Source organism: Streptomyces sp. NPDC042336 (assembly GCF_055581985.1).
Genome location: NZ_JBVJEA010000010.1, coordinates 211,672 through 226,086, shown reverse-complemented (window position 1 = coordinate 226,086; position 14,415 = coordinate 211,672). Strand labels below are relative to the sequence as shown.

Annotated in this window: 12 protein-coding genes; 8 read left to right on the top strand and 4 right to left on the bottom strand. The window is 75.5% G+C overall.

Features of this window, described 5'->3' with window-relative positions:
• Positions 1-31 precede the first annotated feature (31 nt).
• Together ACZ6IM_RS22765 and ACZ6IM_RS22760 are read right to left on the bottom strand one after the other, a co-directional pair.
• Entirely contained in the window at positions 32-1,687 is a 1,656-nt protein-coding gene (locus tag ACZ6IM_RS22765) for a penicillin-binding transpeptidase domain-containing protein (protein ID WP_469558558.1), read from the bottom strand.
• A 17-nt stretch (positions 1,688-1,704) separates the two neighbouring features.
• A complete protein-coding gene (locus tag ACZ6IM_RS22760; RefSeq protein ID WP_469558555.1) occupies positions 1,705-2,790 on the bottom strand; it encodes a CE1 family esterase in 1,086 nt (361 codons plus the stop codon).
• Positions 2,791-2,905: 115 nt separating this feature from the next.
• On the opposite strand from ACZ6IM_RS22760, the gene ACZ6IM_RS22755 reads away from it, so the two are divergent.
• Together ACZ6IM_RS22755 and ACZ6IM_RS22750 are read left to right on the top strand one after the other, a co-directional pair.
• Positions 2,906-3,838, top strand: a complete 933-nt coding sequence (locus ACZ6IM_RS22755; RefSeq protein WP_469558552.1) for a LysR family transcriptional regulator — start codon at positions 2,906-2,908, stop codon at positions 3,836-3,838.
• Positions 3,839-4,238: 400 nt separating this feature from the next.
• Positions 4,239-5,117 carry a serine hydrolase gene (locus ACZ6IM_RS22750; RefSeq protein ID WP_469558549.1) on the top strand — a complete coding sequence of 293 codons (879 nt, stop codon included), beginning with the start codon at positions 4,239-4,241 and terminating at the stop codon, positions 5,115-5,117.
• A 40-nt stretch (positions 5,118-5,157) separates the two neighbouring features.
• Here ACZ6IM_RS22750 and ACZ6IM_RS22745 read toward each other — a convergent pair whose 3' ends face one another.
• A complete protein-coding gene (locus ACZ6IM_RS22745) occupies positions 5,158-6,813 on the bottom strand; it encodes a right-handed parallel beta-helix repeat-containing protein (protein WP_469558546.1) in 1,656 nt (551 codons plus the stop codon).
• Between the two features lie 178 nt (positions 6,814-6,991).
• Between ACZ6IM_RS22745 and ACZ6IM_RS22740 the strand changes: the two genes are divergently transcribed.
• From ACZ6IM_RS22740 to ACZ6IM_RS22720, 5 genes are all read left to right on the top strand, one after another.
• Complete coding sequence (locus tag ACZ6IM_RS22740) at positions 6,992-7,363, top strand: DUF6479 family protein (RefSeq protein WP_052836599.1); 372 nt, start codon at positions 6,992-6,994, stop codon at positions 7,361-7,363.
• Between the two features lie 250 nt (positions 7,364-7,613).
• The gene (gene thrS, locus ACZ6IM_RS22735; protein WP_052836600.1) at positions 7,614-8,843 is read left to right on the top strand and encodes a threonine--tRNA ligase; all 1,230 of its coding nucleotides are present in this window, start codon (positions 7,614-7,616) and stop codon (positions 8,841-8,843) included.
• A gap of 109 nt (positions 8,844-8,952) precedes the next feature.
• Complete coding sequence (locus ACZ6IM_RS22730) at positions 8,953-9,933, top strand: nucleoside hydrolase (RefSeq protein ID WP_052836601.1); 981 nt, start codon at positions 8,953-8,955, stop codon at positions 9,931-9,933.
• A 100-nt stretch (positions 9,934-10,033) separates the two neighbouring features.
• On the top strand, positions 10,034-11,704 hold the full coding sequence (locus ACZ6IM_RS22725; RefSeq protein WP_469558541.1) for a glycoside hydrolase family 13 protein: 1,671 nt from the start codon (positions 10,034-10,036) through the stop codon (positions 11,702-11,704).
• A 134-nt stretch (positions 11,705-11,838) separates the two neighbouring features.
• Positions 11,839-12,723, top strand: coding sequence for a hypothetical protein (locus ACZ6IM_RS22720; RefSeq protein WP_469558538.1), 885 nt, complete (start codon positions 11,839-11,841; stop codon positions 12,721-12,723).
• A gap of 28 nt (positions 12,724-12,751) precedes the next feature.
• Here the strand turns inward: ACZ6IM_RS22720 and ACZ6IM_RS22715 are convergent, their stop codons facing one another.
• Positions 12,752-14,101 carry a helix-turn-helix domain-containing protein gene (locus tag ACZ6IM_RS22715; RefSeq protein ID WP_052836603.1) on the bottom strand — a complete coding sequence of 450 codons (1,350 nt, stop codon included), beginning with the start codon at positions 14,099-14,101 and terminating at the stop codon, positions 12,752-12,754.
• A gap of 112 nt (positions 14,102-14,213) precedes the next feature.
• On the opposite strand from ACZ6IM_RS22715, the gene ACZ6IM_RS22710 reads away from it, so the two are divergent.
• Positions 14,214-14,396, top strand: coding sequence for a hypothetical protein (locus tag ACZ6IM_RS22710; protein ID WP_469558535.1), 183 nt, complete (start codon positions 14,214-14,216; stop codon positions 14,394-14,396).
• Positions 14,397-14,415 lie beyond the last annotated feature (19 nt).

The following is a 14,415-nucleotide window of genomic DNA, read 5'->3' as shown; positions in this document are numbered from 1 at the left end:
TCAGAACGGGGACAGGCGGGGGCAGGCGGGATCAGGACGGGTCCTCCGGTACGGCAGACAGCAGGCTGTGCACGATCGGCCCCGCCGAGCCGCCGCCGGTGACGCCCTCCTCGACGACCGCGGCGACGGCGACGTTGCCCCGGTGGGCGACCAGCCAGCCGTTGTTGTCCTGGTCGTCGGAGACCTCGGCGGTGCCGGTCTTGGCGCCGATCTCACCGGGCAGGTCGGCCAGGACGCGCGCGGTGCCGTCGGTGACGGTGGCCCGCATCAGCCCGCGCAGCTGGGTGACGACCTCGTCGGGGAGCGGCTCGGTGCGGGTCGCGTCCTCGTTGCCCGCGGTGACGGACGGCTGGTGGAACTCCCCGGACACCGCGGTGGCCGTCACGGACGCCATGATCAGGGGGTTGGCCTGGACGCGGCCCTGCCCGATCATCGACGCGGCCTTCTCCGTCTCGTCCTTCGGCACCGGCACCGAGCCGTCGTACGTCGGGATGCCGACGTGCCACTCCTGGCCGACCCCGAAGTAGGTGCGCGCGACCTTTCCCAGCTCCCCGTCGTCGAGCTTGCCGCGCAGGCCGATGAAGGCGGTGTTGCAGGACTCGGTGAAGTCCTTGCGGAAGGTGGCGCCGGGGTGCTCGGACGTCTCCACGTTGTGGAACTCCTTGCCCACCGTCAGGTACTTGGGACAGTCCACGACGTCGTCGGGCGCGACCGCGTCCTTGAGCAGCAGGGCGCTGCTGGTGACGATCTTCCAGGTGGAGCCGGGCGCGTAGGTGCCGGAGGCGGCGCGGTTGAAGCCGGAGGAGGGCGAGTTGGCGAGGGCGAGGACCTCACCGTTGTCGACGCGCAGGGCGACGAGAGCGGCGTTCTTGCCGTCGGCCTCCCCGAGGGCCCGCTCCGCCGCGGACTGCCAGCCGGCGTCCAGGGTGGTGCGCACCGGCCGGTCCGCCGTCGCCGGGTCGGGCTCCTCGCCGAAGGACGCCTCGGTGCGCACGGTCTCGCCGCTGGCCCGGTCGACCAGCTGGACCGCGCCGCGCGGTCCGCCGCCGCCCGCGTCACCGGCCAGCCGCCCCAGGAGCGGCGCCAGGGACGGGTACGCGTCGCCCACGAGGGAGACCCCCTGGCGGTCGGTGACCTCCGGCGGGGCGGTCTCCTCGCGCTCCAGGCGGAACTTCTCCGTCCCGCTCAGCCGCGGATGCACCAGGGACAGCCGCCAGTCCACCTTCCAACTGCCGTCGTCCTGCTCGCGCAGCGGCAGCCGTGACTCGTACGTCCAGGTGCCGAGGCCCGTGACCGGCATCCGGGCGGTGAAGGGGACGCCGAGGGTGCCGTCCTCTTCCTCCTTCACGCCGTCGTCCTCGGCCGTCAGCTTCGGTTTCTCGATGTCGAGCCCCGCGGTGAAGCTCTGCAGCACCTCCTGCGCCTTGCCGGGCTCGGTGGTGCGTCCGGCCGCGCTCGGCAGCCGCCCGCCGGCCCAGTCGGCGAGGAAGGCGCGGGCCTGCTTCATCGCGGCGGGGTCGGGTCCGTCGTCGCCGCGCGCGAAGGGGCCGAACCCGGCGGCGTACGAGCCGCCCGCGGCGATCGCGAGGACGACACCCACGGCGGCGACGGCCCGGACACCGTTGCGGGGCCCGCGACGGCGGGGAGGGGCGGGGTGGGCAGAGGTGAGGTGGGGAGCGTCGGGCATGGCAGGCTCCTTGTCGGTCAGCGGCCGGGGCCGGTGAGGAAGTCGAGGATCGTGTCGGTGGCGTCGAGGGCCTTGCTGACGGGGCCGAACCCCTCGGGCGGGGGGACGGTCGAGCCCGGCCAGGTGTGACCGGCGTCGGCTACGACGAGGAGTTGCACGGAGCCGTCGGGCCGCCGGTCGCCGCCGGGGGCGTCGTCGGCGTCGCTCCTGAACCGCCACACCGTCCGGTCGTAGCCCTCCTCCTTCCGCGTGACCGGCTCGCCCGCGCCCCCGGCCGCCGCGAACGCCGCCGCGCTGTCCCGGGCCGACCGGGTCGGCAGGATCGGCTCCTTCGGGTCCGGCGGCGGGGAGGGCAGGCCCGCGAGCGGCCGTACGGGGTCGTCGGCGCCGTAGACGACCATGACGGGCACGGGCCCGGTGGGCTCCACCGCGGCGTTCCCCGTGGGCAGTTGGCCGGAGACCGAGGCCGCGCCGGCCAGCAGTGCGGGGCGTTCGGCGGCCATGCGCAGGGCCATCGAGCCGCCGTTGGAGAACCCGGCGACGTAGACCCGGTCGGGGTCGGCCCGCTCGGTGCGGACCAGGTGCTTGATCAGCGCCTCGGTGAACCGCACGTCCAGGCCGGGGTCCGGGCGCTGCTTCGTCGCCCGCGTGCCCGCTCCCCAGCCGTGGCCGAGGCCCTCGGGAAAGGCGACGAGCATGCCGCGCGCGGTGGCGGCCCGCTCCAGCCGGGTCTTCGCCCGCAGTTCGGCGGCGTCGGCGCCACGGCCGTGGAAGGCGATGAGGAGGGGCCTCGGGCCGTCGTGGGCGGGGGTCCGGTGCAGGAGGTACTGACGGACGCCACCGTCCACCCGGAGCTGTGCGCGGACCTCCGGCGCCGCGGTGGCGGTGGGGGAGGGGGCGCTGGACGACACCGCTCCCGGACGGCCGGAGTCGGAGCCGGTGGCGCAGCCGGCCAGGGGGAGGGCGAGGGCGAGGGCCAGCGCGCCGGGCCACCGGCGGACGCGGTGCGCGAGGAGACGATCACGGGCACGGGCACGGGCACGGGCACGAGCACTGACACTGGCAGTGGCAGTGGCACTGGCACTGGCACGGAAGGAGCGCATGGCCCGAGGAGAGCAACCCCGCCGACTCCCTGTCCAAGACCGATATGGATGTCGGATCGATCAATCACCGATATGATTACTGGTCGTGGACCTGGTGCGGCACCTGGAGTGCTTTGTGGCTGTTGCAGAAGAGTCACACTTCGGACGTGCCGCCGCCCGGCTCGGCATGGCCCAGCCGCCCCTGTCCCAGCGCATCCAGCGGCTGGAGAAGGAGCTGGGGGTCCGTCTCTTCGAACGCACCAGCCGCCAGGTGGCGATCACCGAGGCGGGCACGCTGCTGCTCGCCGAGGCCCGTGAGCTGCTGGCCCGCGCCGAGGCGCTGCGGACCGCCGCGCGCCGCATCCGGGACGGCGAGAGCGGCCTGCTGCGCGCCGCCCTGTCCCCCGACATCTCCGGCGAGACCGTCGCCGCGCTGCTGGCCGGCTTCCGCCGCCGGCACGCGGGGCTCGAACTGGAGCTGCACGAGCTGACCACCGCCCAGCAGCTCGCCGGATTCGCCGCCCATGAGCTGGACGTCGGCCTCATCCACCACCCGTGCGACGTCACCGGCCTGGAGCTGGGCCCGGTGCTCCGCCGCGACCTCGGCGTACTGCTGCCGCGCGGCGCGCCCCAGACGGAGCTGGACGAGGTGCCGCTCGCCGCCCTCACCGGCTACGACCTGGTGCTCTTCCCGCGCGCCGACGCCCCCGCGGTCTACGACGACCTGCTCACCGCCTGCGCCCGGGGCGGCTACACGCCCGCCGCGGTACGGCACGGGCAGGGCGCCAGCTTCGTCCGCGGCCTGGTGCTGTCGTCGGGGGCCGTCGCCCTCGGCCCCCGCGACACCCGGCTGGTGACCCCCGGCGACCAGGACCTGGTCTGGCGCCCGCTGGCCGGGGCGCCGCCCGCCTGGCGGCACTCCGCGGCCTGGCCCAAGGGGCGCGGCGACGCCGCCGTCGGCGCCTTCGCGGACGCGGCCACCCACGCCCTGCGCGCCACGGCCGGCGCCCACTCCGAGGCACCCGCCCGGCCCCTGCACCTTCGCCCGGCATCGGAGTACTGGCTGTGACCGACACCGCCGCCTTCACCCACCGACCGGCACGACCCGCCACCGCCGGCCACCGACCCGCACGACCCGCCGCCCCCGCCCGCGAGGACCACCGACGCACGCCGCCTCCCAGCCGCCCCGCGCTTGACGACGCCCTACAGGCCGCGCACACCCGAGCCGGTGCGTGCCTCACACCGGCCGCTCGCCCGGCGGACCCCCGACTCGGCACCGGAAGCACGGCCACGACCGCCGCCCCCGGCCACCGACCCGCACCACCCGCCGCCCCCGCCCGCGAGGACCACCGACGCACGCCACCCCCCAACCGCCCCGCCCCGCACCCGCTCGGCGGCGCCCCGCAGGCCAGGCACACGCGAGCCGCCGCTCGCCCGGTGGGTGCACCCCCGGTACCGGAGGTCCGGTCATGACCGAGACCGTGACCGCCGCCCGGCTGGACGCGGCCTTCGCCGATGCCGGGGTCACCGGGTGGCTGCACGCCGTGGACATCGACTCGGGGGCCCAGGTCGGGGCCGGGGCTGACCAGCCGGTCTGCACGGCCAGTGTCCACAAGCTGTGCGTACTGGTGACGCTGCACGAACTGGCGGCGGCCGGGGAGCTGGACCTCACCGAGCAGGTGGAGTGCCCGCCCGCCGGACGCACCCCGGGGCCCACCGGGCTCGCGGCCATGCTCGACCCGGTACGGCTGTCGCTGCGCGACGCGGCGTTCCTGATGATGTCCGTCAGCGACAACACCGCCGCCGACCTGCTGCTGCGCCGGGTCGGCCTGGACGCCGTCAACCGCACCACGGCCCGGCTCGGCCTCACCCGGACACGGGCGGTGTACGGCTTCGGCGAGATGCTGGGCACCATGCGCGAGGACGCCGGGCCCGCCGGTGCCCGGGCGCTGACCGATCCGCACGTCATCACCCGGCTGCGCGCCCTGGACCCGGCCCGCACCAACCACAGCACCCCCCGAGACATGACCCGCCTGCTCGGCGCCCTGTGGCGGGACGAGACCTGCCCGCGCGAGTACGGCGCCGCGATGCGCCGGATCATGGGTCTCCAGGTGTGGCCGCACCGCCTGGCCTCGGGCTTCCCCTTCGACGACGTGCACGTGGCCGGCAAGACCGGCAGCCTGCCGACCCTGCGCAACGAGGTCGGCGTCGTCGAGTACCCCGACGGCGGCCGCTACGCCGTGGCCGTCTTCACCCGCACGGCCCACACCGCGGCCGTGCTCCCGGCGGCCGACGCGGTGATCGGCACCGCGGCCCGGATCGCGGTGGACGCCCTGCGGGCACCCTGACGGCCGGGGCGCGGCACCGCGTCACACGGCGTCACCCGTCTCAGCCCGCGTTGTCCCGCCAGCGCCCGCCGCTGGGCGCCGAGTCGAAACGGGTCGAGGCCGAGCCGTTGCCGCTGAAGTCGTTGCCGGAGACCCGGCCACCCGTCCAGGTGGCCGCGTCCGCGATCCACACGGCGTTGATCTGGGTGCGGGGATGCCCGTCGTCCCGGACGCGGTTCCCGTGCACGTACGGGTGGGTCACGGCAGCGGCGGCGGTCAGACCGGCGCGCGGGGCCGGGGAGTCCGGGAGGCGGTAGGCGGTGCCGGGCGCGGGGATGCCGTCGGGCCAGGCGGTGCCGGCGCCGGGGCGCACGGGTGCGAGGGTGAGCCGGGTGGCGGTGTTGTCGATGACCACGGCGGTGACCTCTCCAGTGACGTCGGCGGAACCGTCCACGCTGCCGCCGGGCCCGCCGACCGTCAGCTCCTTGCCGCGGTGGCCGCCCGGCGGCCAGTCGGCCCGCTCGTCGGTCAGCGACAGCGGCCCGCAGCGGACGCCCTCGCCGCCCCCGCGCCCCGGCGGCGCCGCGCGGCGGCCATTGCCGCGGATCCGGTTGCCGAAGATCGCGGGCTCGTGCAGCGGGGCGTCGAAGCGGATGCCGTCCAGCGCGTTGTCGTGGATGTCGTTGGACTCCAGGACGATGTCCGTGGCCGGCTCCTGGTCCCCGCCGGACAGGTTGTGCTCCCAGTAGCCGTACCGCCCGTTGTTGCTCACCCGGTTGCCGTGGAAGCCGTACGGTCCGGGCGTGTTGCCCAGCGCGATCCCGTCCCCCGCGTTGCCGTCGATCACGCATCCGGTGACGAGACCGCCGCGCCCGCCGACGCTCGTCGTGCCCTGCGCCGACACGTCGAACCCGGCGACGTGGTTGCCGAGCATCGTGCAGCCGGTGACGAGCAGGCCGTCGGCGCCCCAGTCGGAGATGCCGTAGCGGTTGTCCTCGGTGTGGCAGGCGGTGAGGCGGATGCCGCGGGGCGGGACCCACTTCTCCTGCTGGAGTTCGAGGAAGATGCCGTTGGTGCCGTTGCCGCGCGCGGTGCACTCGGTCACCGCCAGCCGTTCGACCGGCCCCCACCCGCCGACCCCGATGCCGATGCCCGCGCCGCCCATCTTCTCGCCGGGGTCCTGCCGCCCGCACCGCTCGGCCAGCACCCCCTCCACCACCGTGTCCTGGAGGAAGTCGCACCCGAAGCCGGTGGCGGCGGTGTCGTGGATGTACAGGTCGCTGAAGCGCCCGCGCAGCACGTACTGCAGGCCCAGGCCCTTGGCCAGCACCTCGTAGTCCTCGGTCGCCACCCCCAGCCCGTCGATCTCGAAGTGGGCGAAGGTGACGTCCGCGATGTGGTGCTCCCGCCCCGCGCCGTGCTGCGCGGTGGTGAACCAGGCCAGCGGCACCGGCTGGGCGGGGGCGCCCGGGTTGGCGAGGGCGAAGCACGTGGCGCCGCGCCCGGCGCCGACCAGCGAGACGCCGCTGCGCCAGCGCACCGGCCTGTCCCGGATCACGTAGCGCCCGGCGGGCACCCGCACGGTGCGCGGCCGCCCGTCCTCGGCGGTGGCGTCGCCCAGCACGTCCACCAGTTTCTGCAGCGCCGGCCGGTCGTCGGCGGTGCCGTCCCCGACCAGGCCGTACTCATGGGCGTCCGCCGTCAACGGCGCGGTCATGGGCTGCTCCTTCCACCGGTGACGCGGGAGGGACGGCGGCAGGGGGCCGGCACCGCCCCGTGCCGACCGGGTACCAGCCACCGGCCCGTCCCAATCGCCCGTACGACGGCAGGGACGTCAGAACATCCGCGAGGACATATCAGGCGCTTTATCTCATTTGGGGGTACATAATCAGAACATGAGTACGGCAACGTATGTAGTGCTGGCCGCGCCTTCGGGCGGGCTGAAGGTGGCGGTGGTCTTCATCATCGGGCTGGTGATCGCCGGGGCGTTGGTCTGGGCCGTACGCATCGGCATGCGGGTCATGGACCGGGAGCCGGACCGCCCCCGCGCCGACGAACAGCCGCACCTCCCGGACACCGGTGCGGTCCACGAGGAGCGGGAGATGCGCGAACCCGACGAGATCCCCCTGAACAGCGACGGGAGCCCGCGGCTCATGCCCTACGAGCTGCACCACTCGGGCAGCCGCCGCGGCGACGACCAGAAACGGCGCCGCTGGCAGCCCGGGTCGAGCGGAGCCTTCGGCAGTGGTGGACCCGGACACGTCTGAGGGCCCGGGTGACGCCGACCCCGGCTTCGCCGAACGCCGTGACCCTCCCGCCCGGCCGAAACTCGCTCGCGTCCCGCGCCCGGCCCCCGTACCGTCGCCTGCATGAAGCGCGCCTGTCCGTCCTTGATGACGACGCCGGGGACCGTCCCGGCGCGCTGACTGCTGACCAGAAGTCCGAAGCCCCGGGGCGAGCGCCCCGGGGCTTCGTCGCGTGGTGCTCGTCCCGTGGACGGTTCCGAGGGAGACCACCATGCACGACCAGAACCACGACCACCGGCGGCTCGGCCGCGAACTGGCGCTGTTCGACACCGACCCCCTCATGGGCGCGGGCCTGCCGTACTGGCTGCCCGACGGCGCGGTCGTGCGCCACACCCTGGAGGAGTACGTCCGCGAGGCGGAGCGCCGGGCCGGCTACCGGCACGTCTACTCACCCGTCCTCGGCAAACGCGAGCTGTACGAGATCTCCGGGCACTGGGAGCACTACCGCGACGACATGTTCCCGCCGATGGAGCTGGGCGCCGAGGAGGTCGTGCTGCGCCCGAGCCTGTGCCCGCACCACGCCCTGGTCTACCGCTCCCGCTCCCGCAGCTACCGGGAACTCCCCCTGCGCATCGCCGAGCTGGGCGCGATGTACCGCTCCGAGCCCTCCGGCGTCCTCGGCGGGCTGACCCGGGTGCGGGCCATCCACCTCAACGACGCGCACATCTTCTGCACCCCGGACCAGGCCGCCGACGAGGCCCGCGCCGCCCTCCGACTCATCGGCCGCGCCCACGCCGACCTCGGCATCCGGGCCGCCCGCTACCGCCTGTCCCTGCCGGGTCCCGGCGGCAAGTACGTCGCCGCCCCGGAGCTGTGGCGGCGGGCCACCGCGCTGCTCCGGGACGCCCTGGACGGACTGCCGTACGACGCGGTGGAGGGCGAGGCGGCCTTCTACGGTCCCAAGATCGACGTGCAGATCGAGGACGCGGCGGGCCGTGAGTCGACCCTGTCGACCGTCCAGATCGACTTCCACCAGCCCGAACGCTTCGGCCTGCGCTACATCGGCCCCGACGGCACCGGTCACCGCCCGGTCATGGTGCACCGCAGCGTCATCGGCAGCGTGGAGCGAGCGGTCGCCCACCTGATCGAGGCGCACGGCGGCGCGTTCCCGGCGTGGCTGGCCCCGGTGCAGCTGGTGGTGCTGCCGGTGGCCGGGGCGCAGCGGGATGCGGCGCACGCCCTCGTACGGCGGGCCACCGCCCTGGGCCTGCGCGCCGAGGTCGCCGAACCGGAGCGCGGCAGCCTCGGCGCCCGGGTCCGGGCGGCGCGGAAGGTGCCGTACCAGGCGGTGATCGGTGCGCGGGAGGCGCGGGAAGGCGACCTGGTCGACGTACGCCTGCGCGACGGCCGCCGCCCGGGCCGGCTGCCCGCCGCCGAACTCCTGCACCGCATCACCGGCCGGGTCGAGGCCCGCGGCCCCGCCCTGTGGCCGTCCGACTGACCCCGCGCTCCCGGCACGGGGCCGCCACCCCCGCCTCCCGCGGGGATCCGATCGCGTGCGCGTAGGGTCGCCGCATCGGTGTCCCCGCGAAGTACAAGGAGTCCCCGCCGTGAGCACCGTCTCCGAGCAGCAGCAGCCCATCCCGGTGATCATCGACTGCGACACCGGCGTCGACGACGCCCTGGCCCTGCTGCTGGCGGTCCGCCACCCGCGTCTGGACCTGCGCGCGGTCACCTGCGTGGCCGGGAACACCGACGTGGCGGGGGTCGTCCGGAACACGCTGACCGTGCTGGAGCGGGCCGGTGCCCCGGACGTTCCCGTGGCCCGGGGTGCCGAGCGGCCGCTGATCGAGGGCGTGCGCACCGCACGGCACGTGCACGGGGCCGACGGCATGGGCGACCTCGGGCTGCCCGCGCCCACCCGCACCCCCGCCGACGTGGACGCGGTGACGCTGCTGCGCCGGGAGATCCTCGCCTCCCCGCGCCCGGTCACCCTGATCCCCACCGCGCCGCTGACCAACATCGCGCTGCTGCTGCGCACCCACCCCGAGGTCACCGGCAACATCGAGCGGATCGTGTTCATGGGCGGCGCGGTGGCCACTGGCAACGCTACGCCGGTCGCCGAGTTCAACGTGTGGCACGACCCGGAGGCCGCCGCGATCCTGCTCACCGCCGGGGTGCCGATCACGATGTACGGCCTCGACGTGTTCGAACGGGTGATCGTGCCCGGCGCGGACGTGCGGCGGCTGCGCGCGAGCGCCGAGCCCGGCACCCGGCTCGCCGGGGAGCTGCTCGCCCACCGCGGCCCCGCCACCGACGCCGGCGACCCCGGCGGCGGGCTCGGCGACGCGGGCGCGGTCTGCGCGGTGATCGACCCGGCGGGCCTGACCACGCACCGGCTGCCCGTCGAGGTGTCCCTGGCCCCCGGCCCGGCCCGCGGCCAGACCCTCGTCGACCGCCGGCTGCGCGTCGGCGAGTCCGAGCTGCACGACGGCATGCGCGAACAGCCCCTCGTCGACGTGGCCCTGGACGTGGACGTGACCCGGTACGTGGAGCTGTACCTCCGCACGGTCGAGCGCACGGAGGCGTAGTCACCGGCGCGTCGCGGGCGCACGGGTTCGCTTTTCGGGTGATCTGGACAGACGTACCAGATCAGTCCGTGTCGCCCGCACATACCGCGAAGGAGGCCGCGTGACCGTACGCAGCACCGCCAGCACCCCCGATCTGTCGTCCAAGGACCCCAACTGGTGGCGGCAGGCCGTCATCTACCAGGTCTATCCCCGCAGCTTCGCCGACGCCGACGGCGACGGGCTCGGAGACCTGCGCGGCGTCACCCAGCGCCTGACCCACCTGGCCGCCCTCGGCGTCGACGCCCTCTGGCTCAGCCCCTTCTACCCCTCCGAACTCGCCGACGGCGGCTACGACGTCGACGACTACCGCGACGTCGACCCGCGCCTGGGCACCCTGGACGACTTCGACGCGATGGCCGCCGAGGCCCACCGGCTGGGCCTGAAGGTGATCGTCGACCTGGTTCCCAACCACACCTCGCACCGCCACGCCTGGTTCCGGGAGGCGCTGGCCGCCGGTCCGGGATCGGCCGCCCGCGACCGGTACGTCTTCCGTGACGGCCGCGGCGCGCACGGCGAACTCCCGCCCACCGACTGGCAGTCCGTCTTCGGCGGCAGCGCCTGGCAGCGGGTGCCCGACGGTCAGTGGTACCTGCACCTCTTCGCACCCCAGCAGCCCGACCTGAACTGGGAGAACGAGCAGGTCCGCGCCGACTTCCGCACCACGCTGAGGTTCTGGTGCGACCGGGGTGTCGACGGCTTCCGCGTCGACGTCGCGCACGCGCTGGTCAAGGACCTGTCCGAGCCGCTGCGCGACCTCGGCGCCCCCGAACTGAGCGGCGAGGCGGCCCTCTCCCGGTTCGCTCCGGGCACCCATCCCTTCTACGACCGCGACGAAGTCCACGAGGTCTACCGCGACTGGCGCAAGATCCTCGACGCCTACACCCCGCCCCGCACGGCCGTCGCCGAGGCCTGGGTCCCGGGCCCCCGGCGCGTGCTGTACGCCCGCCCGGACGAACTCGGCCAGGCCTTCAACTTCGAGTACCTCCAGACCGGCTGGGACGCGGCCGAGCTGCGCGAGGTCATCACCGGCTCGCTGGCCGACGCCCGTGCCGCCGGCGCCTCGGCGACCTGGGTGCTGTCCAACCACGACGTCGTCCGGCACGCCACCCGCCTGGTGCTGCCGCCGGACACCGACACCGACGCCTGGCTGCTGTCCGGCGGCCACGCGCCCGCCGTCGACCCGGCGGCCGGGCTGCGCCGGGCCCGCGCGGCGACGCTGCTGATGCTGGCGCTGCCCGGCTCGGCCTACCTCTACCAGGGCGAGGAGCTGGGACTGCCCGAGGTGGCCGACCTGCCCACCGAGGTCCTCCAGGACCCGATCTGGGAGCAGACCGGCCACGTCCGCAAGGGCCGCGACGGCTGCCGGGTGCCGCTGCCCTGGACGACGGAGGGGCCCTCGTACGGCTTCGGCGCGGGCGGGGCGTGGCTGCCGCAGCCGCCGGGCTTCGCGGAGTACGCCGTCCAGGCCCAGGACGGGGTGGCGGGCTCGACGCTGGAGCTGTACCGCACGGCCCTGCGCCTGCGCCGCAAGCTGCTCGACGGCGAGTCGCTGACCTGGTCGGACGACGTGCCGGCGGGGGTGCTGCGGTTCGACCGCTCGGACGGCTGGCGGTGCGTCACCAACCTCTCCGGCACCGCGGTCGACCTGCCGGCCGGTGAGGTGCTGCTGAGCAGCGCGCCGCTGGAGGACGGCCGGCTGGGCCCGGACACGACGGTGTGGCTGGGTCTGTAGCCGGACTGCCCGCGGCCGCCGGCGCTCTCACCCGGACGGCCGCGCACGCTGGTGGCGGGGCGGGGACGGTGGTGCCGTGGAGGGGTGACCGATCCTGAACGGCGCCGGTCGCACCGGCCCTCCAGGAGGCACCGATGCAGCACGCCCCCGCCGCCCGTCCGTCACCCGTCCCCGCCGCCCGTCCGTCGTCGGCCCCCGCCGCCCGTCCGTCGTCGGCCCCCGCCGCCCGAGCGTTGACCGGCGCCGCGCTCGCGGCGGTGCTGGCGCTGACGGCGACCGCCTGTGCCGCCGGCGGGCGGGGGGCGGACCGGCCGTCCGGCCCGGTGCCGCCGACCGCGCGGTCCCCGGCCGCGCTGCCGTCCCCCGGCCTGCCGCCGGTGCTCACTCGGGGGCAGGCGCGGGCGGCCCTGGTCACGGCGGCCGACCTGGGGGAGGCGTGGGAGCCGACGCGGGGCGCCGCGACCTGGCGCGACGAACTGCTCAAGGCCACCGCCGACCGGTCCGACTGCCGACGCCTGCTGGACGTCCTCTACACCGAGGACCTCTTCGGCGCGGACGCCGCCACCGCGCCCCGGGCCACGGCCGCCCTGGACGACACGGAGGGCGGGGCCCAGCTGCACTACCGGGTCACCTCGTACCGCGCCGCCGACCTGGACCGGACGCTGGCCTGGCTCGGGACACTGCCGGACACGTGCGGGCGCTTCGAGGCGCGGGCCGCCCGCGGCACCGTCCGGGACGTCCGGGTCACCGCCCTGCCCCTGCCGGAGTCGGGGGACGCCCGCCGGGGCCTGCGGGTGACGGTGGGCGGCGCGGCGTCGGACGACGGGACGGACCCCGGGACGGACACCCGGGGCGGGGTCCTCACCGTGGACCTCGCCGCCGTCCGCGTCGGCGACGACGCGCTCAGCCTCACCAACGGCACCCTCGGCCAACCGGCCGACGACGCCACCCGCACGTCCGTCGAGGCCGGCACCGGGCGGCTGACGGAGGCCCGGCGACAGGGCCGGGCCCTGGTGTAGCGCCACGTCGGGGCGCTCGCGGGCGGGGCTACAGCGGCGGCTGTGCGGGCGCCGGGCCCAGGGTGGTCGTGCCGGGCGCGGTGCGGTGCCCGAGGCCGGTGCGGTACGCGTCCAGGGCCGCCTCCACGCGGCCGGTGCGGCGCAGCAGGTCGCCGAGGAGCCGGCACAGGTCGGCCAGGTCACCGGCCGCGCCGGCCCGCTCCAGCAGGCTCAGCGCACGGACGTAGTGCTCCTCCGCGGCCTCGGTGTCCCGGGCGTCCTCGGCGATGATGCCGAGCAGCCGGTGGGCACCCGCGGCGTGCACGGCGCCGCGCTCGGAGGAGAGGTCGTCGAGGACACCGTGCAGCAGGTCCGCAGCCTCCTCCGACTTGCCGCGCCGGTGCAGTACGTCGGCCAGTTCGACGGCGACCTGGCTGCTGTAGAGGGCGGCGCGGTTGGCCGACAGCATGCCGAGCGCCTCGCGCATCTCCTCCTCCGCGCGCGGGAGTTCGCCGTTCTGGGCACAGACGTAGCCGCGCATCCAGTGGCAGTTGGCCAGCTCGGTGCGCAGTTGCAGCGTGCGGTACAGCTCGGCCGCCTTGGCCAGCGAGGCGTCGGCGTCGGCGAGGCGGCCCTCGGCGAGCAGGGTGCGGGCGACGGAGCGGTGCATGCGGGCCACCAGGGCGGGGTCGCCGGCGCTGGGGGCGAGGGAGAGGGCGAGTTCGGCGGCCTGGGCGGCGCGCGCGTGGGCGCCCATGTCCATGTACGGGCCGATCGCGCTGGCGTAGAGCAGCAGCAGCGCGTCGGGGTCGTGCAGACCGCCGCGGTTCAGCTCGTCGAGGGTGGACTCCAGCAGGTAGACGGCGTACCGCAGTTCACCGGCGAGGTAGTGGGCCAGCGCCCGTCCGCGCAGCGCCGGGACGCGCGCGGGCAACGGGGCACCGGCGTCCACGAGGCACTGCTCGGCCCGTTCGAAGTACTGGCGTCCGGCGGCCAGTTCGCCGGTCTCCACGGCGCACTCCCCGAGTCCGAGCAGCGCGGCGGCCCGCTCCTCGGCCAGCTGGTACGCCTCGGCCTCGGCGAGCAGCGCGGCGTACTGGCCGGCCGCCTGCTCGGCGCCCTCGGTGGCGAGGGCGCGCTGCGCCTCGGTGAGCCTCAGGCGCAGGTCGGTGGCGAGGTGGGCGGGGCGTCCGGTGGCCAGCTCCTCGTAGCCGACGCCGAGCCGGTCGGCGAGGTGCCGCAGCGCCTCGTCGGAGGGGCGGACGCGGCCGGCCTCCAGGGTGGAGATGTAGGCGGGTGTGTACGCCGGTTCCGCGAGCTGGCGCTGGGTCATCCCGCGCTCGGCGCGCAGCCGTTGCACCCGGCGTCCGATGGCGTTTCGGTCGTCACGGTCCCCCACTGCCAACTCCCCATGAGGCTCTTGCCGTTCGGCTCGGACGGCTCTAGGTTAAACGGTGTATTAAGCGCGCTTAACCGCGCTTGACACAATCCCTCATCCCCCAGAGGACACCGTGCCCGTACGCTCCCGCACCGCCGAACGTTACGCCAGAGCCCTCGCCGCGGCCCTCGTCGCCGTGGCCTGCCTGCTGCTGGCCGGGAACGCGGGCCCGACGGCCGCGGCCGGCTCCCCCGCCCCCGCACCGGCCGACGAGAGCGCCCCGAACCTGGGCGGACCGGCCTCGGTGGACCGCTGAGGGGCCGTGAAGGCGCCAC